Below are 17,279 nucleotides of genomic sequence, written 5' to 3'. Positions count from 1 at the left end.
ATTCTTAGAGCTTACCTATTCTGTAGATGGGCTTGCCGCAGGAGGCGCAGATGCCCTTTATCGCTGGGCGCCCGTTCTTCAGTTTGATTTGCTTGGGATTCTTGATCTCCCTGTTCTTCTTCTTCTCGTAGACGCAGTATCCTGTTACCAACTGCGAGATGCCTCGCGCCAAACGGGCTCGATTTGATATATAAACCTGAGCCAAACGCCTTGAAACGCGTCTCTTTTGACCAGCGCGTTTGCGTGGAGACCGATAAGCCGTCCAGCGCCGATGTTCCGAGGTAAGCGATAGTCCGATGTCGCCGAAAAGGTCAGGAATTTGCCCATCCAACCATGACTATTCTCCCCTTTTTACCATCAAGGCTGGCAGATACGGTGGCTACTGAGCACGCTTACCATGGATGCTCACTAATATTGACCTTTGGGGACGGGAAACAGGTATTTCTGACAATCTGAGCATTATTCTAGCCTTTCTGCCCTTCTCCAATCCAGTTATAAGGTCTGTGCCTCATCAGGGCGGACTTCAGATGTTGCCAGGTTCGAGGCAGGCCAACCGCGCCATAGCCTCGCTGATAGCGATGAGGATAGTGTACGCCATCAACTGGCTCAACGTCGGCGCTGTATTCTACGCTATGGGGCCGGAGTTCGGCTCGGGTGTCGTCGGGCTGGGCACTCTGACGTCCACCTTCTACCTCGGACTCGGACTTTTCCAGCTGCCGGGGGGCGTAATGGCGGCAAAGTGGGGACCGAAGAAGATCGTGGTGCTGGGGACAATGCTCTCTTCCGCGAGCGCGCTCGCTACAGGAATCGCACCAACTCTCGAGGTTGTAGCCGTCCTCCGGCTCCTAGTCGGAGCAGGTATGGCTTTCGTCTTCGCTCCCGCAGTTGTCATAATCTCTGGGCTCGTCAGGGGAGGCGGCTCTGGTGTTGGCGTGGGTCTTTTCAACTCGGCGTACGACGTCGGAGGGATATTCGCACTGTTCTTGTGGGGAATAATCGCAGCGACCACCGGATGGAGGCCGAGCTTGGAACTCGGGGGCGGTCTGGGAATCGTGTCAGGGCTGCTCGTGATGCTCACCGCCCCCGTCGACGAGAAGAAACTTGAGTTCAAGGTGAGAACTGAACAGCTGAGGAAGGTGCTCGAAGACCCGAGACTGATCATAATCGCCGTCGGCATGCTCGCTGTGAGCGTTGGCAACGGGCTGATCTCCAGCTTCATGGAGTACTACCTGATTGGGACTTTCGGCGTGGGCACCGCATACGCGGGCATAATCGCGTCCATGGTGGTGGCAATCCCGATCTTCTCCGCTCTCTACGCGGGTCGGTTGTACGACAGGACGAGAAGAACAAAGGCGCTGATGCTTGCCAGTAACGTGGGGGGCATCGCAGCTCTCGCAGTGTCCGCGTACCCCTCTGTGGTCACGGCGCTGGCTTGCACCCTAGTCGGCGGTCTGATTTCCGGGTTCGGATTCACCGTCGGTTTCGCTGCCGCCAAGGACTATCATAGGGCGGAGAGGGAATACGACGGCCTCGCGGTAGCTTGGGTCAACTGCATATCGTTGACTGGAGCCGTCTTCCCGCCAATCATCTTCTCCTACGTTGCTGACCTGAACGGATATCCGTACGCTTGGCTGGCAGGCGCTCTCCTCACTGCGATATTCACGGTACCACTGCTATTTCTGGCTGAGAAGGGAGGAGGGGCTAGAGCGGCGTTGCAATTATCTCGTCGCCCTTCTTTACGTCCACAGTCAGCCCAGACACACCTATCTCCTTGATCTCAGGGACACGGATGCCTAACTCTTCTAGCTTCGACCTGTGCCTCGTTATCGCCTGCATCCACGCCTCCTTTCTCTCCTCTACCTTGGGCACGCCAAGGCCGGACCTGAACGCCAGCTCCTCCAGCTTCTGGTCGTACTCGAAGAAGTCGGAGGGGAGCTTCCAAAAGTCCTCCATAGGCTTGAACAGCAGTGGAGAGAGATAGATGAAGCCGTGCTTCAGCTGGCGAGAGATCATCAGCTTGTGCTCGTTGCTCATCTTCTCCGCAATCGTATCCAGCATGGCCAGTGTCCCAGTGAGGTGCCTAGACTCGTCCCGCGTTATGTTCTTGAACGAAGTAGAGTAGACCTTGTTTGTTGACCTCTCCCCGACCTCCTTGAAGATCAGCTGGGCGCCTATCTCGGCGAAGAAGAAGCTCGAGAATATGAGCTCGAGAGGGTACTTGCCCCACGCCCCCTGGAAGGCTGACCAGTACCTCCTCCCGTTCTCGTACATCGCCAAGATGTTCCTGTGAGCCTTCGCCTCCAGCTCCGACTCCGGCTTGAACCTGTAGGGGAAGTTCGGGCACACCCTTGCGCAGGCACGCCTGCAGACCTCGTCGTGTCTGCACTCGTCGAAAGCAACGGCGGAGAGGAACTTCTTCGTCGGGTCCTCGTAGCCGTGCGTAGCCGCCTGCACCGACGCCATCCCGAACGCACCTATCCCTGACTTTTCGAAGAGGGCGAGTTTCGAGAGCCAGTATGCCTGCGCAACGGCCTCGTCCCGGGAGAAGTTCTTTGCGTCGCACGCATCCCACGGAAGGTCGACAGGGCTCCAGTTCTGTGGGAACCAGAGCTCGTAGGTCTTGAGCAGCGTCTCTGAGACGACGTCCCAGTTGCCCGGGAAGACGTTCGGCTCATTCTCCTCTTTCTTCGGGTCAAATCCCTTGGTCAAGTTGCTTCAGTCTCCGATAGCCTGCATCTGGCCATGCCTAGGGACCTGCCTTCACGATTATCGTTCCCTTCATCCAGCCGTGGTAGACGCAGACGTAGCTATAGCTGCCGGGCGTGGCGAAAGTGTGGCTCCAGCTACCGCCAGGCTGGATGTTGCCCGAGTTGAAGCTCTGGTCAATAGCCGTCGCTGTGTGTACAACGCCGTCCTGGTTGACCCATGTGACTGTGTTGTTCACACCTATCACCACCGTCAACGCTTGCGGAGAGAAGTTGAGGTTCTGGCTGGAGCCTACACCGTCCGGAATCACGATGGTCGGACCAGATGGGGCTGCCGCTCCTGACTTCACGACAATGGTCGCCTTCATCCATGCCGGGTGTATGGAACAGTAGTACGTGTAGACGCCAGGGACCGTCAGGGTGACGTTGAACGTATCGCCCTTTGCCATGACTCCTGACTGAAACGGTTGTGCGCCAGAAGGCACGCTCCTTGAGACGACCGTGTGGGACGCAGTGTCCTCGTTGGTCCAGACTACCGTGTTGTTCACACCGACGACAATCGTCGCGTTGGCCGGGGAGAAGTTGAGGCTGCTGCTCGCCCCCACCCCTGCAGGCATCATGATCGTGGCGACGCCTTGCTGGGTCGTTACCTGAATCGCAGGCGGGGCGTAAGGGGGCTGCAGCCTGAATATGAACAGGGAGGCGATCGCCACCCCCACAATCAGCATAATCACGCCGAGAGCCGGCAGGAGTCCGCGAGGCGCCCCTTCGCTGTGTTCTGGTTCCATTTGCATTTGTTTATCACCCTAACGATGCCATCATCGCGACGAGCAAGGCTGAGAGGAACATCAGCGGTATGAGAGCGAAGAGCCTCAGCGAGCCCGGCTCGTCCTTCAGGTCCATGTAGAACAGGACCACAGCGACGGCCTGGCTGGCGGCAAGGACCGAAACGACTGCAGTGAGAGCATAGACTGCGTTGAGCATGTAGAAAGCAACGACCTCGGTGATGACTGAGAGCATCATGTAGAGCCAGACGCCGAATAGGACTGTGTTTCTCAACTTGGCAACCTCATAGCAGGTAGAAGAGGGGGAAGACGAAGCACCAGACGATGTCGACGAAAGCCCAGTAGAGGCCGAAGTTCTCTATTGCCTCGTGGTTCTCTTTGGTGTAGATTCCGTTCATCGTTTTCTTCATCAAGTATATCATGACAAGCAGGCCGACAGTGACGTGCGCCCCGTGAAGGCCCACGACGAAGTAGTAGGCACTCGCAGCAAGTGAGACCATAGGGTTGCTCGCCCCGATGACGAACCCGCTCGAGGCCAGGTTGCTCCATTCTGAGAGTTTGATGCCTATGAAGACGGCGCCAAGGACGAACGTGGTCGCAATCCACATCAGGAGTTTTCTCTGGTCGCCTCTCTTGATTGCCTGAATGCCCATCACCATCGTGAGGCCGCTGCTCATCAGGATCAAAGTGTTCAGGGTGGTAAGTGGAATGTCGTGGATGGAAGCCGGCGAAGGCCAGCTGGGAGCAGCTGCGCGCATGAATACGTAGGCTCCTAGGAAACTACCGAAGAGGACTATCTCTGACGAGAGGAAGGTCCACATGCCGAACTTGATTTTGGGTATGCCCTTGAACGGCCATCTGTCCCCCTCTTCCTCGGGCGGGACGCGGAACTTGCCGCTGAAGTCGTCGCGGGCCCACCCCACAACGGCGTACGCAAGCACAAGGACACCTAGGAGCATCGCGCCCCAGCCGAGCATGTCGGGGTATAGCGCAGTCCCGAACAGGAATACCATCACCCCCATCGACACCTGCAACGGCCTGCTGCTGAGGTGGGCATAGTACGCCTCCGCCCCTGCGGCCGGCGACGACGCTGTGGCAAGCTGCCCTATCCAACCGCCCTTGGGCGGTGCGTCTGCCGCACCCAACGCGGGCGACATCCCAGCCGCGGGAGATGCCCATTCCAGGTCCTCGGAGCCCCACGGGTTGGCGAGTGCGGGCGGTCCCCTGAACCATGTGTTCAGCAGGTTGTATGCGAGAATAATCTGGGCCCCAGCGAATATGAAGGCGCCGACGCTCGCTATCCCGTTTAGCATCGGCCAGTCGCCTAGGTTCTGATAGGTGAAGATGCGCCTAGGCATGTCCAAGAGAAGGTTCATCGGAAAGTAGAGGACGTTGAAGCCGATGAAAGAGATGATGAAGTGGACTTTGCCGAGGCTTTCACTGTACATCTTGCCCGTCATGCTCGGCAGCCAGTAGTAGACGCCGGCGAGGATGCCGAAGATGGCAGCGCCGACCATCACGTAATGGAAGTGTGAGACGACGAAGTAGGAACCCCTGAAGACCCTGTCGAGTACCGGGGAGGAGAGGAAGACTCCCGTGATTCCGCCGATTATGAAGAGTACGATCCCGCCCAAGGCGAAGAGCATCGGCGTGGCGAACTTGACCCTTCCCCTGATCAAAGACTCGACGAACGAGAGGGTAATGACGTCAAACGGGATTGAGATGGCTATGGTAGCTATGCTGAACGCCCCCTGAAGGGCTACTGGGATGCCTGTCAGGAACATGTGGTGCATCCAGACGCCGAAGCTGAGCGGGAGCACAACCAGAGCAGTGGCAATGAGAATCGCGTTCTTTGCTGCGAGGGGCCTCCCAGTGAACATCGGTAAGATGTTCGCTATGATGCCAAAGCCTGGGAGGAGTACGATGTAGACCTCCGGGTGCCCGAAGAACCAGAAGAGCTGGTCCCACAGAATCGACGGCTGTACGTTGAGAGTGGAGAAGAACACGGTCCCCAGTATCCTGTCCGAGGAGGCGAGCATGAACGCAGCGATCAGAGTCGGGAACGCGAAGAGCATAGCGACTATAGTGAAGAGCATGAACCAAGTGAACATCGGGAGCTTCATCATCGTCATCCCCTTCGTCCTCATCCAGAAGATGGAGACGACTATGTTCACGCTGCCAAGCGTCACGGACGCGGCAAGCAGTACGAGACCGAGGTAGACTAGGGTCGGACCAGACCCAGGCTCAAAGCCCGGAGTGGAGAGCGGCTGGTATGTTGTCCACCCAGCATTAGCGGAACCCCCCGGGACGAAGAAGCTCAGGACCGCAAGGATACCGCCCGCAAGGAAGAGCCAGTAGCTCATTGCGTTGAGCCTCGGGAACGCCAGGTCCTTGGCGCCTATCTGGAGAGGCACGAAGTAGTTGGCGAGGCCTATGGCAATCGGAGACAGGAACCAGAAGATCATGATCAGCCCGTGCATTGTCACCGCCTGGTTGTAGTAGACGGCGTCGAGGAAGTTGTTGTTCGGCACAGCGAGCTGGACCCTCATCAGCAGAGCTAGTATCGCCCCGACGAACCCGAAGAAGAGCGAGGTGAAGAAGTAGAGGAGGCCGACATCCTTGTGGTAAGTAGTGAAGAGCCAGCGTCTAATCCACGAGTTCATTTATCCTGCCCCCACAGAGCCTGGATGGCCCTTGGCAATCCAGGCATTCCACGTTGCCTGGCTGACGACGGTAAGGTTCCCTATCATGAAAGCATGGCCGATACCGCAGAGTTCGAAGCACCTGATGGCGTATGGGTAGAAACCTGGCTGCGGGACTTCGAACCAGAGCTGGTTGACCTTGCCGGGTATGGCGTCCTCCTTCACCGCCAGCATAGAGATGCCGAAGGTATGGAACACGTCCCTGCTCGTGATGTTCAGTATCACAGTCTCGCCCGCGGGGACCGTCAGATTGTCGATGGCGAATGCCCCGTTGGGGTAGGTAAAGTTCCAGCCCCACTGATAGCCGAGCACGTGAATGTAGACAGGATCACCGCTACTCGGGACCTCTATGTTGCCGAAGCCCGCGAACGTCTGGTACTCGGCGGCAGAGAGGATGGAGATGCTGATGAGCACAGTGAGTAGGACCACTTTCCAGCCCTCCGTCTTGTGATGGCGAGCCGGCTCGTTCCCCCTCGCCCGGTATTTTACCATGAAGACAACAACCATGCTGATGACGACGATGGCAGCGCCCGCGCCGAAGAACAGGTACCAGTTGAACAGGAAGTCAAAGGTCGCCGTCGTTGGCGGGAGAGATGATACCAATGCCGAATGCATTAGGAACTGCGCGGGAAACCCCAAGCGGTTTGGTTATAAGCTTTGAATTCATGAAGCGGAAAATAGAGTCACAACAGCTCGGGCGCCATGCCCAGTAGCCCTATCCTGTTAGGGCGAACCTAGGTACCTGTCCGCTGGAACGCATAATTACTGCAACCGTTCGAACCACATTCGCGGTGGGTTGGCGGAGCGGTTACGCGTGCGCCTGCAGAGCGCATTCACGAGGGTCCGAATCCCTCACCCACCTCCAAGGCTTCGAGGCCCAACACTAGAGCCGATTCCCTCTTGCTTCCGCGCTATTGAGAATCCTATGAGTTTCGCAAACCTCGCATTCCCTTCGCGTCTCAAACGCACACAGTACAGCTACTTATTCACCTTGTACCATCTTCCCTTGATCAGTACCTTGGTTCCGGGGGGTCGACCACTCTTATGGGGACCTGTTGCATCCAGAGAGAAGCGAGACTTCAGGATAGTTTTGACATAATTCATGAGCGGCAAGTTCGTGTTGCAACAGGAGACCGAACCTCCACTTGAACTGCCTTCGGCATCGAAGAAGGCTCTCAGGAATGCAGAAGTGCAATTCCTGCAATGCTCCAGAAAGGGTCGAAATTCGTCGAGGGATCGTTTCAAGAATCGGTAAAGGAGCATGCTATTGACTTCGGTCTGCCAAAGAGAGCGTTTTCGATCCCAATTGACATTCGGAGCCCTGCAATTCAGGACCACAGATGCCGCCCTCGCGAACTCCCGAGCGAAGTCTTCGTCCGTAACCCGCAATCTTATGGTGTAGTTGTGGTGCCAACTGCTCCTTTCCCTGCTCGTGTCCCCAAAGTTGACACCAATGAGGTAAGCAAGCTCGGGAACAGGTCGCGAGACCATCTGTCGCACCCGCCCGTACGGACTTGTGCGACCATTCGTCCAGTCCTTGACCCGGTGGTAGTCCAATCTCGTCCCAAGTCTTCTCTCAAGGTTCCTGATGATGTCTCCTCTGCTCATACCCTCGTGGAAGAGTCGAATCACAGCCTGGTACAATTGCACTCTTTCATCGTAGGAGCGGATGATCCTGATGCCTTTCGGCCTGCGTGATACCACTTTCGACTATCGCTGGTAGGCGCTTAAGCGCCTACACGAACAGGGCGAAGAGGACGATGGCGGATACGAAAACTATCGAGATGGTGTTGAGCACCTTGATCAAGGAGTTGATCGCAGGCCCGGCAGTATCTTTGAACGGGTCGCCGACCGTGTCGCCCATCACTGCCGCCTGATGTGCGGGAGAGTTCTTCCCGCCGTACTGGCCAGTCTCTATGAACTTCTTCGCATTGTCCCAGGCCGCTCCCCCGTTGGTCATCAGGAATGCCAGGAAGACGCCCGAGACGACGCTGCCAATCAGCACACCGCCGAGGGCGATAGGCCCCAAGACGAAGCCGACTACGAGGGGTGTCGCAATCGCCAGCGCGCCTGGCTTCGCGAGTTCTCTTATCGCTGCTGAGGTGCTTATGTCGACGCACTTCGCGTAATCAGGTTTCGCCTTCCCCTCCATTATGCCCGGGATCTCCTTAAACTGGCGCCTCACCTCCTTTACCATCTTGAAAGCTGCCCTCTGGACTGCGCCGATGAGGAAGCTCGAGAAGTAGAACGGGAGTAGGCTGCCTATGAAGAGGCCGATGACGACGCGCGGGTCTGTGAGCGTGAAGGAGATGGAAGTGTTCGGTGCGATTCCGTACTTTGCGAAGAGATTGTTGAAGCCAATCTGCCTGTTGACCTCAGACTGAAACGCCTCGAAGATCGACACAGCGGCCAGCGCTGCCGACATGACGGCGAACGCCTTCGTCGTGGCCTTTGTTGTGTTGCCGATTGCATCGAGTTCGTCTGTCACCTTCCTGACGCCCTCCTCAAGACCTGCCATCTCCACGATCCCGTTTGCGTTGTCCGTTATCGGGCCGAACGAGTCAATCGACATGATGATGCCCGTCAGTGACAGCATCGACATTGTGGCTATGGCTGTGCTGTAGACGCCGAAGAGTTGGTTCCCACCTGACCCAGCGTAGCCCAAGTAATAAGATGCGAGAATGGCGACCACAAGCACGACCGCCGAGGGCGCGGTGCTTGTGAGACCTGTCGAGAATCCGGCGAGGAAGTTGGTCGCTGCGCCAGTCTCACTCGCCTTTGCAACCCCCTTGACTGGCCCGTACAGGTACGAGGTGAAGTAGTTTGCCACCTGCTCGATGGCGATGACAACGACAATGCCGACTATGGCGCTTGCGAAGAGGTAATAGCCGAGACTGGACGTGCCGAACACAGCCTGGCCTAACACAAAGTCGAGCACCACCGTGACAACTGCGCCTATGACGAGGGCGATGTTCAACGCACCAAGCGGTTTTGACTTTATCGAACTCCTGATGTAGAGGCTCCCCACTATCGCGCCGACTATCCCAGACGCCCCCAGCATCAAGGGATAGACGAGGAGGTGGTTCGCACCTATGACCGGAAGCAAGTCGGGGGAGAGCCCGAGCGCACCTCGCCTGAGAAAGATGAGGGCGCCCAAGATCATCGCGGCTATCGCTGTGACCACGTATGACTCGTAGACGTCCGCTCCCATTCCGGCGCAGTCGCCCACGTTGTCGCCCACGTTATCAGCTATCACTGCCGGGTTCCTGGGGTCGTCCTCAGGTATGCCCACCTCCACCTTGCCTACGAGGTCCGCGCCAACGTCGGCTGCTTTCGTGTAAATGCCGCCTGACACCCTCATGAACATCGCGATTAGCGAGGCGCCGAACCCCAGGCCTGCGATTGTCGCAGGGTTGGACGCGACTGTGTTCCCGTAGATCAAGTAGAAGACCGAGAGGCCCAGCAGGTCGAAGCCTACCACCGTCATTCCCATGACGCCGCCGCCTCTGAATGAAAGAGTCAGGGCACTGCCCAGTCCCTTCTTGGCAGCCTCAGCGGTCCTAGAGCTGGTTCGCACTGTGACCGCCATCCCAATGTATCCGGCTGCGGCTGAGAGCGCAGCGCCGAGGGCAAACCCTGCCGCTGTGGCCCCTCCTGTCCCGTTGGGCAGGTCGATCAGGCCGAAGATGAGGACAGCAATAGCGATCGCTATCGGCGCGATTACCTTGTATTCCCTGCTCAGAAATGCACCCGCGCCTTGCCTGACCGCGTCTGCAATCTCCACCATCTTCTCGTTGCCCCGGTTCCGTCCCCGGAGATAGAGCCAGAGGCCTACCGCGTCGATTATGGCAACGAAGGAGACACCGAGGGCCAGCAGACCAAAGTCTAGGGCCAAGCTTTTGTTGCCTGCCTCCGCGTTCGTGTTATAAGCTATTCGAAGAGAACGTCGTCAAGCACCGGAGGTCCGCCGTTTCGCCAGCACGTATGAGACGATAAGCGGGAGGACCAGGGTCGCGTCGGCATACAGCGTTGCCTTCCTCGCTCTGCCCTTGACCTTCCCCCACGAGACGGCTTCCCTAACCTGGGCACCGCTGAGAGAGCCATCGTACTCGACGGCGGTGGTGATGTAACACGCATAGTCGAGCCCTTCCTTGAACTGGTTCCACCACAGGACGTGATGCTTGGAGATTCCGCCGCCGATGACCACTGCACCGGACCGCTTGGCTGAATGCACGATGTCCGATAGCCTTCGCTCGTCACCAATCACGTCCACCTGGAAATCGCGGTGCCTCTCTGCGAACAGCCAGATTTGGCTTCCCACAGCGCCGTCCATTATGCCGGGGATGAAGACGGGCACGTTCCTCTTGTTTGCCCAGTGGAGAATCGATTGTCTTGATGTTATTGACTCACCGAGCAGCCTGCAGAGCTCCTCCGTAGTGACCTTCCTCACGCCTCTTGCGTACAGCGATTCGAGCAGGGCCTGGACCTTCTTCTCGATCAGAGGGCCATAGTTTCGGAGTGGAATGACGACGTTCCCCAGCCTGTGGAATCCCTGGCGGTACAGCCTCTCGTCGTCCATCATGAAACTCCCGTGATAGTAATCTGAGTAGCTTCTTGCCAGGTCGTGGTCGAGAGTGCCGGACGCGGTGACTACGGCATCCACCATCCTGCCTTTGATCATGTCGACCAGAACCCCCCTCATCCCAGTCGCCACCGGTGCCGCAGGAAATGACAGGAACTTCGTGCAGTCCTTGTCCTTGGTCATGGCATCCATGATGAAGGCCGTGGCGGCGAGCTCCTTGGCCATGAACCCGCCGCCTCTTCCCATCTGTTCGACGAGGTTCACGACGTCACGCGAAGGCAGGACATGGATGTCCCTGACCTTCTCCAGTCCTCCTATCCTTACCATGAGATTTGCGTTCGAGCATCGGCCTGCGGCATTTAACTCTTGGCGGTGTCAATTTCGTTGAGCCCACCCTCTCTCCCTGCCAGAGCGGAGGGAGAGTCCTGATCGGTCTGTAGGCTGAGCAGACGACCAGGTTACAGCTGGGAGATTACGAGAGGAACCCATTAACACCCTATGCTCGCTTCGTTCAGAGAGAGATGCGCTGAATGCTCGGGAGAGGTCGTGGACTTGAGGGACGAGTTCGTCTGCAGCTCCTGCGGCGTCGTCACAGAGAAAGAGGTGGTAGAGAGCGGAGAAGGAAGGTCTCCCAAGGCGATCGACTTCACGGGGCAGGCTCTGGGAGGATACCTCGGCCCTCTTGAATGGGGACCAAGGGAGAGGTTCTCCCGTGGGCTTGCGGCCTCTCCTTCCAGCTTCAGGTACCTGAAGCTCGTCTCAGACTTCGCCGGAAGGGAGGACAGCACGCTCTACTCATGTGTGAAGATGATTGAGAGGGTATGTGAGAAACTCTCCCTCCCGGGAGTTGTCATGCGCCACGCAATCCTGATTGCGAAGAGACTTTTCCAAGGCAAGGGGTTCGGAAGGGCCACAAATGCGGCTACCGTGTCTGCATACTCGATCATCACAGCCTGTAAGATCGAGGCAGTCACAACGATTGGGGTCCGTGAAGTAGTCCGAGCTCACAGGCTACTCGGCAGGAGGGTGAAGGCTTCTTCTCTGATCCAGCTCTCTCTGAACTCCCCCTTCAAGGCCCATGCGAGACGGCCCGAGGAGTACGTCCCTAGGGTCGTGGCGCGCCTCTCGTTGTGCATTGAGCTGACAAAGCGTCTGGCGGATGAGGGGGTCAACAAGACAGTGTACTTCAACAGCCTGCGGACTGCGGCGTTGGAGGCGCTCTGCGTGCTGGGCGAAGCTGAAAGGGGAGGTCGCAGTCCGTGCGCCCTCGCGGCGACTGCAGCCTACGCCGGTGAGGCTCTGCTTTCGCGTCGGGAAGGGCGAAAAATGCGAGTGACTCAGAAGGAGCTGGCAGAATGCGGCGACGTTGCAGAGTACACGGTAAGGGAGCAGTACGGTGACCTCTTCAGGCCGGCAATTACGCAGAGTACCATTGCACTTCAGCCGATTCCGACGCAGAGAATGTGAACGGTCCTTCGGGTCCATCTATCGAATACTGCGAGACCAGCACGGTGAAGCTCGCCGCGCACGCAGTGCCTGGGACTGTTGAGTAAGAAATCGAGAGCGAGAAGCCGGAAGACGCAGCGGCACTTCTTAGAGAACTCCCGATGGAAGTGATCGTGCTCTCGACGATTGTGGCGTTGCACAACTGACCTCCGATGCCCTCCAAGCCCGACAGAACGACATCAACAGATTGAAGGCAAGTCGACACGAGCGCAGGCAAGCGGATGGGCAAGTTGACCAGGTGTGTCTCGTTCACGCCCAGAGCAACTGACGAGTCGGGGGCTTTGCCATCCACCGAGAGCCTTACCTCGAAGTCTGCAAGGCCTGCTGCAGTGCCGTTGAAGGGGGCAAGAGCGAGGACGTCATCTTGAATTGTCTGTTGCGGAGCAGCCGAAAGCTTCCCTGAGGAAAATACTCCCTCCCAGCCGACGTCCACCTTCTCCGTCGAAGCTAAGAGAGTAATCGCTGTGGTCGCGTCAGAGCACTGGAACGTCCTTGAAGATAGGGAGTCCTGCATCTTGTCGAGCAAGTCCGTGATAGCAGCTGCCTTCACGACAACGGCTTGGTCGTAGAGGCCCCTCTCCTCCGCGGCGATGGAGGTGAACTCGAACTTCTGTCGCTCGGCAGAAACCAGGATGAAGTTGGAGATCAGGACCGAGGAGAAGATGACTGCTGCGGCTAGGCTAGCGCCTACGGCCCTGCGACCTGCCATGCCTGGAGGAGCACTCTTGCAGAGCCAACATCGATGGTCAGGTTCGCCGAAGGTGCGCCCCTCGGGGGTGGAGTAGAGCACGCAAGGCCGTCCACAACCGCAGAGACCTCGACCGTGGAGTTGGAATACTGGGACAGTCTGTTGCAGATGCTCGAGAAGCTGGCGTGTTGGAACCAGGGAACACCTTCCGCTGCCACTATGGTAGTCATGTAGTCCTGCAGCGAAGCTTCCCGCAAATAGAGCCTAGAGCCCTCCTCGAATGAGTATGGATTCCAGGCGACGAGCGATGCTAGTGCGGTCATGCCGATGATGGCGGCTACGGAGACGTCGACGAATCTCAACCGAAGAGGAACCTCGGAATCACGACTATGAGGGCGAGGAAGAGGAGCATCAGCAGCAAGAAGTACATCAGGGCGACGTCCGTGTAGAGTCCAGTCTCAGACAGGCCTGAGCACCTCCACTGAGGTTCCGTTGAGCTTCACGAGGTAGTCGAAACCCGCTGCAAGGGTAACGGTCGGGAGAAGCCAGGCGACCTTCCTCTCGGCAACTGAACGTCCAAACAAGATGCTCAGCGTGTGACCTTGCATCTCGACCGTCATTCCGGGGGACAACGAGCCCAGTGGAATCAACACGATCAGACCAGGACGAAGTGAGAGGAGGTTCCCCAGAACGCCATCGGCGACCGCAGCGCATGCTCGGTTGTCAGCATAGTTCCTCACGCCATCCAAGGCAGGTAGCACGGTGCCGACGAGAAGGAGTGAGGACGCCAAGTAGAGGCCCCAGGAAACTGAGGAGGAGTAGGACGAGGCTGGCAGGTCACCCAACCTCCAAGCCCAGATAGCCGTTCGAGTAGCGGAATGTGAGAATATGCGGCCCTATGAGCCTCGTGTAGGTGAACCCGCATCCAACAGGCAGGGACGATCCCGCAGAGAATGATGGGGAATCGAACTCCAACCTGCCCGAGCTGCAATTCAACGACGCGTGATCGAGACTCAAGGCACCACTGGAACTCCCCCTTTCTATCGCGGCGTAGGCGAGGGTCAGATAGGAGGAGTAGTCTGCGCGCTGGGTGGCGTTCTCGATTGAGGCAGAGTACGCGGAGTAGTTCACGAACGAGAAAGAAATGACTAGAGTCGATGCAAACACGACGAGTGCGTACTCTAGTATCTCGACCAAGCAGAGTTGAACCTCTGATGGAGATTTAAGCGGCAACGGGGGCACTTTTAGCTTGGACACGCTTTCTCTGAAGATAACAGTGGAAGGCCCCTTGTCCAGAGGACTCCTCAGAATCCTTGAGGCGAAGAAGGAAAAGCGTTCGCCACCGCCACTGCTGGTAGAGCTCTTCGGACCACCCCCAACTGACCATCCCGTGGCCTACGAGTGGTACCCTTTCAGCTACCTCATCTCGAAGAATGAGACGACGCAGGAATATGGGGTGGCGAACATGATCCAGGAGGAGACGCTCGTCAGGCTCCGGCATGTAGCTGCGGCCACTGCAGACGCGTTGGACCCGGAGTCGGTCGAGCCGCTGACTTTTACTCGGCTGCTACAAGTTCTCCAGCAGCTGGCTGCGGGGCCGCTCGCGAGAATTCCTGGGGCCGCCCGGGTCAAGGAGCTCTCGGAACTCGTCGCCTACGACGTCATCGGTATGTCTCGCGTCTTGGCTCTGGCAAAAGACAGGTTCGTCACAGAATTCTACGTCGACTCGGATTCGTCTCCGGCGTACCTCGACCATTCCAGGGTGGGAAGGTGCAACACTTCGATCTTGTTCACCGAGAGGGAGAGGAAAGCACTGGAGACGCATCTCGACACGTTCAGGGGATACACCCTTGACTACGCGACACCCTCCCTCAAGAACGACCTTGAGGTTTCTGGCGCCAGGCTCAGGGTCTCGCTCGACCTCGACCCCATCTCGGTCAACAGGTTTTTGCTGGACGTCAGGAGGCTCAACATTACGTCGCTGACGCTTCCGCAGCTTGTCGAGATGAACGTGCTATCGGACGAGGCGGCGTCGTTCCTCGTTTCGTGGCTGGAACTCGGCGGCAACGTGACCATAATCGGAGAGACTGGGACGGGCAAGACGACGCTGCTGAACGCGCTTGACGAGCAGCTCAACCCGAACTTGAGAAGGATCTACATAGAAGACGCCGTAGAGACGAAGGACCTGCTTGACAGGGGATACCATCAGGTCAAGATCAAGGTCGACCCATTTGAGCGGACTGGCGGATACCTCCATACGAAGGAGACGGAGATAGTGAAGGTCCTCCACAGGTCGCCAGACTTGGTCATATTGAGCGAGATCCAGTCAGAGGAGCACAGCAGGGCGTTTTATCACGCGCTGGCCTCCGGCGTCAGAGGGATTCAGACTTTTCACGCTTCTTCCCTAGAGCAAGCAGTCAGGAGATGGGTGAACGTCCACGGAATCGCGAAGCAGAACCTTCTCGACCTGGGAGTCCTTGTCCAGATGAGCAGGCCCGACCGCCTGAAACCGTTGAGGGTCTGCTCGAGGGTCTGCGAGATGGTGTCTGAAGTGGACGAGCCGAGGCTCAGGGAGCTCTACATTCGCGACAGGTCTTTCGAGCTCAGGCGGGTTGTTCCGTGGGAGCGTGTGAGTCCACCGCAGGGAAGAACCAGTGAGGAGCTCCTCGAAAGGGTCGTCGAGACGACGGCAGCGATGAGTGGCAGGCAGATGACTGCGAGGTGAAGGTCTCATCCTGGCAACATTACGGTCTGGACGCGCGCAAAATGCTACTGTTTGGAGGCATCGCTGGCGGTTCGGGCGGCCTCGCGGTGTACTTCCTGACGGTGGGCATACTGGGTAGCAGCGCACCAGAACTCGGGATAGTTATCGCCGCAATCACGTGCTATCTCGGACTGTCGTTTCCGAAACGACTGTTGGAGGCTGAGGCATACTCGCAGTCGAAGGAGTCACCTGTGCTGGCCGTCATGGGATCTGCGAACATCGAAGCAACGCGTTCGTTGACAAGGTCATTCTTGTACCTCAGGTCCAGCGAGCCAGGCATCTCGACGGTGCTGAAAGCCGCACGCGCCAGAATCCTGCTCGGGCGCCCTCCCGCCTCTGCCTTGGAGGAGGTGGGAGACAGGCTCGCTTCTTACTCAGCAAGGGACGTCCTCCGTTCTGTGGCTGCCGCTCGGCTGGGCGCGATAGTGGAGCGAGGTGAGGAGAGCCAGGGCATAACGAATTCGTCTCAGCTTGCTGAGGAATCGAAGCTACCGCTCTTCACAGCGGTGGCGTTCTTCGCCCCCATTATGTTGCTCCTCTTCCTGATATTCTCCCACCAGAGCGACCCCGCCAGCCTCGGGGAGACGGTTGCGCTCGAGGTCGTGCTTCTGGACGTCGCATTCTACTTCTCATCGACTGAGAGGCGAAGACTGGGTTGAACAGGGATCTCGCCAGACTGCTGCTCCTGAGGCATGTGCTCGACTCCGTCAGCTCTGGGCGGGGCGTCTCGGCCTCGATAGTAAAATCCCTCGGCGCCGGAGGAAAGGAGGAACGCGCGGCAGCCAGGAAAGTCCTCCTGGGACATCCCCCGGCCGTTTCTCTGGCTGCATTGGTTTCGGACGAGGCGAGGGAACTGTCGATGCTCGCTAGCCTCATCGTCAACGCTTCGAGAAGTAGCGCGAGGGTCATGGGACAGAAGGGAGAAGCGCTCGCCACCGTGCTGGAAGGATGGCTGAAGGCGAGGGAGGCGAGGCTGCTGGAGGGTCGAGTCTTGCAGTTAAGGGGATACATAATGTGCGCAGTCCTCGGGGCTGTGATGGCAATCATCTCTGCAATCGGGCCCGTCGTGAGCAGCATCAACTTCCTCCAGGCCGGCTCCTCGACCGGAGGGCCGACACTTACTTACACCGCTGCCGCGCTGGTCGGCATCAGCTCCTCGATGCTCGGGGTCTTCCTTTCGGGCAAACGTTTCTACGTTGACCTGGCCGTGGCGATGACGGTCTTCGCGCTGGCGCTGGAGGCCGCCTCACCCCTGGCTGCAGTCCCCGTCGCTCCCCTGTGGGGAATTAAATAGCGAAACAGACTCAACATGGCATGAAGAGAAGGGAGAGGTTCACAAGGAGGTCAGGTGCGCAGCTGATCGAGGAGGCTCTGCTCCTGTCGGTCGCCCTCGTCGCACTCTCGCTCCTTGTGGGAGGGATCGAGTCGATACTGAAGCAGAGCGCGAGCTACACCTCCAGTATCTGGAGCTCAATCTCATCTGCAATCAGCAACATGTTCGGCTCTCTCTTCCACTGGTGACTGCTTTGCGCGGCGAGGGAGAGGGA

18 protein-coding genes and 1 tRNA gene are annotated in these 17,279 nt (G+C 58.0%); 7 read left to right on the top strand and 12 right to left on the bottom strand.

What is annotated here, in order from left to right; translation table 11 throughout:
* Positions 1 to 4: 4 nt before the first annotated feature.
* Positions 5 to 151 (bottom strand): DUF5679 domain-containing protein, encoded by a 147-nt coding sequence (locus LYZ69_03070; GenBank protein ID MDV3277432.1) that lies wholly within the window; start codon positions 149 to 151, stop codon positions 5 to 7.
* A 379-nt stretch (positions 152 to 530) separates the two neighbouring features.
* Here LYZ69_03070 and LYZ69_03065 point away from each other — a divergent pair, with 379 nt between their 5' ends.
* A complete protein-coding gene (locus LYZ69_03065; GenBank protein ID MDV3277431.1) occupies positions 531 to 1,775 on the top strand; it encodes an MFS transporter in 1,245 nt (414 codons plus the stop codon).
* Here LYZ69_03065 and LYZ69_03060 read toward each other — a convergent pair.
* From LYZ69_03060 to coxB, 5 genes are read right to left on the bottom strand one after another with little or no spacing between them, the layout of a single operon-like run.
* Complete coding sequence (locus LYZ69_03060) at positions 1,702 to 2,709, bottom strand: hypothetical protein (protein ID MDV3277430.1); 1,008 nt, start codon at positions 2,707 to 2,709, stop codon at positions 1,702 to 1,704. The genes LYZ69_03065 and LYZ69_03060 overlap by 74 nt on opposite strands.
* A gap of 37 nt (positions 2,710 to 2,746) precedes the next feature.
* Entirely contained in the window at positions 2,747 to 3,499 is a 753-nt protein-coding gene (locus LYZ69_03055; GenBank protein ID MDV3277429.1) for a cupredoxin domain-containing protein, read from the bottom strand.
* Between the two features lie 7 nt (positions 3,500 to 3,506).
* The gene (locus LYZ69_03050) at positions 3,507 to 3,764 is read right to left on the bottom strand and encodes a cytochrome C oxidase subunit IV family protein (GenBank protein MDV3277428.1); all 258 of its coding nucleotides are present in this window, start codon (positions 3,762 to 3,764) and stop codon (positions 3,507 to 3,509) included.
* A 10-nt stretch (positions 3,765 to 3,774) separates the two neighbouring features.
* Entirely contained in the window at positions 3,775 to 6,153 is a 2,379-nt protein-coding gene (locus tag LYZ69_03045) for a cbb3-type cytochrome c oxidase subunit I (protein ID MDV3277427.1), read from the bottom strand.
* Entirely contained in the window at positions 6,154 to 6,807 is a 654-nt protein-coding gene (gene coxB / locus LYZ69_03040) for a cytochrome c oxidase subunit II (protein ID MDV3277426.1), read from the bottom strand.
* 175 nt (positions 6,808 to 6,982) lie between these two features.
* Here coxB and LYZ69_03035 point away from each other — a divergent pair.
* Positions 6,983 to 7,057: transfer RNA gene (locus tag LYZ69_03035), tRNA-Cys, on the top strand.
* An 870-nt stretch (positions 7,058 to 7,927) separates the two neighbouring features.
* On the opposite strand, the gene LYZ69_03030 is transcribed toward LYZ69_03035, so the two are convergent.
* Complete coding sequence (locus LYZ69_03030) at positions 7,928 to 10,087, bottom strand: sodium-translocating pyrophosphatase (protein ID MDV3277425.1); 2,160 nt, start codon at positions 10,085 to 10,087, stop codon at positions 7,928 to 7,930.
* Between the two features lie 54 nt (positions 10,088 to 10,141).
* Positions 10,142 to 11,101 (bottom strand): deoxyhypusine synthase, encoded by a 960-nt coding sequence (locus LYZ69_03025; protein MDV3277424.1) that lies wholly within the window; start codon positions 11,099 to 11,101, stop codon positions 10,142 to 10,144.
* Between the two features lie 225 nt (positions 11,102 to 11,326).
* On the opposite strand from LYZ69_03025, the gene LYZ69_03020 reads away from it, so the two are divergent.
* Positions 11,327 to 12,241: a hypothetical protein gene (locus tag LYZ69_03020; protein MDV3277423.1), complete on the top strand. Its 915-nt coding sequence runs from the start codon at positions 11,327 to 11,329 to the stop codon at positions 12,239 to 12,241.
* On the opposite strand, the gene LYZ69_03015 is transcribed toward LYZ69_03020, so the two are convergent.
* From LYZ69_03015 to LYZ69_03000, 4 genes are all read right to left on the bottom strand, one after another.
* Complete coding sequence (locus tag LYZ69_03015; protein MDV3277422.1) at positions 12,192 to 12,989, bottom strand: hypothetical protein; 798 nt, start codon at positions 12,987 to 12,989, stop codon at positions 12,192 to 12,194. The two genes, LYZ69_03020 and LYZ69_03015, sit on opposite strands and share 50 nt — an antisense overlap.
* Positions 12,968 to 13,330, bottom strand: a complete 363-nt coding sequence (locus LYZ69_03010) for a hypothetical protein (protein ID MDV3277421.1) — start codon at positions 13,328 to 13,330, stop codon at positions 12,968 to 12,970. The genes LYZ69_03015 and LYZ69_03010 overlap by 22 nt, the downstream gene beginning before the upstream one ends.
* A 96-nt stretch (positions 13,331 to 13,426) precedes the next feature.
* A complete protein-coding gene (locus LYZ69_03005; protein MDV3277420.1) occupies positions 13,427 to 13,813 on the bottom strand; it encodes a hypothetical protein in 387 nt (128 codons plus the stop codon).
* Complete coding sequence (locus LYZ69_03000; GenBank protein MDV3277419.1) at positions 13,806 to 14,165, bottom strand: hypothetical protein; 360 nt, start codon at positions 14,163 to 14,165, stop codon at positions 13,806 to 13,808. Before LYZ69_03000 ends, LYZ69_03005 begins: the two co-directional genes overlap by 8 nt.
* 91 nt (positions 14,166 to 14,256) lie before the next feature.
* On the opposite strand from LYZ69_03000, the gene tadA reads away from it, so the two are divergent.
* The 4 genes from tadA to LYZ69_02980 are packed head-to-tail and all read left to right on the top strand — an operon-like array spanning position 14,257 to position 17,253.
* Positions 14,257 to 15,693 carry a Flp pilus assembly complex ATPase component TadA gene (gene tadA / locus LYZ69_02995; protein ID MDV3277418.1) on the top strand — a complete coding sequence of 479 codons (1,437 nt, stop codon included), beginning with the start codon at positions 14,257 to 14,259 and terminating at the stop codon, positions 15,691 to 15,693.
* Positions 15,690 to 16,391 (top strand): hypothetical protein, encoded by a 702-nt coding sequence (locus LYZ69_02990; protein MDV3277417.1) that lies wholly within the window; start codon positions 15,690 to 15,692, stop codon positions 16,389 to 16,391. The genes tadA and LYZ69_02990 overlap by 4 nt, the downstream gene beginning before the upstream one ends.
* Positions 16,388 to 17,026, top strand: a complete 639-nt coding sequence (locus tag LYZ69_02985) for a hypothetical protein (protein ID MDV3277416.1) — start codon at positions 16,388 to 16,390, stop codon at positions 17,024 to 17,026. The genes LYZ69_02990 and LYZ69_02985 overlap by 4 nt, the downstream gene beginning before the upstream one ends.
* 20 nt (positions 17,027 to 17,046) lie before the next feature.
* On the top strand, positions 17,047 to 17,253 hold the full coding sequence (locus LYZ69_02980) for a hypothetical protein (protein ID MDV3277415.1): 207 nt from the start codon (positions 17,047 to 17,049) through the stop codon (positions 17,251 to 17,253).
* Positions 17,254 to 17,279: the final 26 nt, after the last annotated feature.

The sequence above is a fragment of the Nitrososphaerales archaeon genome (assembly GCA_032906765.1).
Lineage (GTDB): Archaea > Thermoproteota > Nitrososphaeria > Nitrososphaerales > Gagatemarchaeaceae > DASPPF01.
The sequence above is the reverse complement of the archived record's forward strand: the minus strand, read 5'-3'. Positions and strand labels throughout refer to the sequence as shown.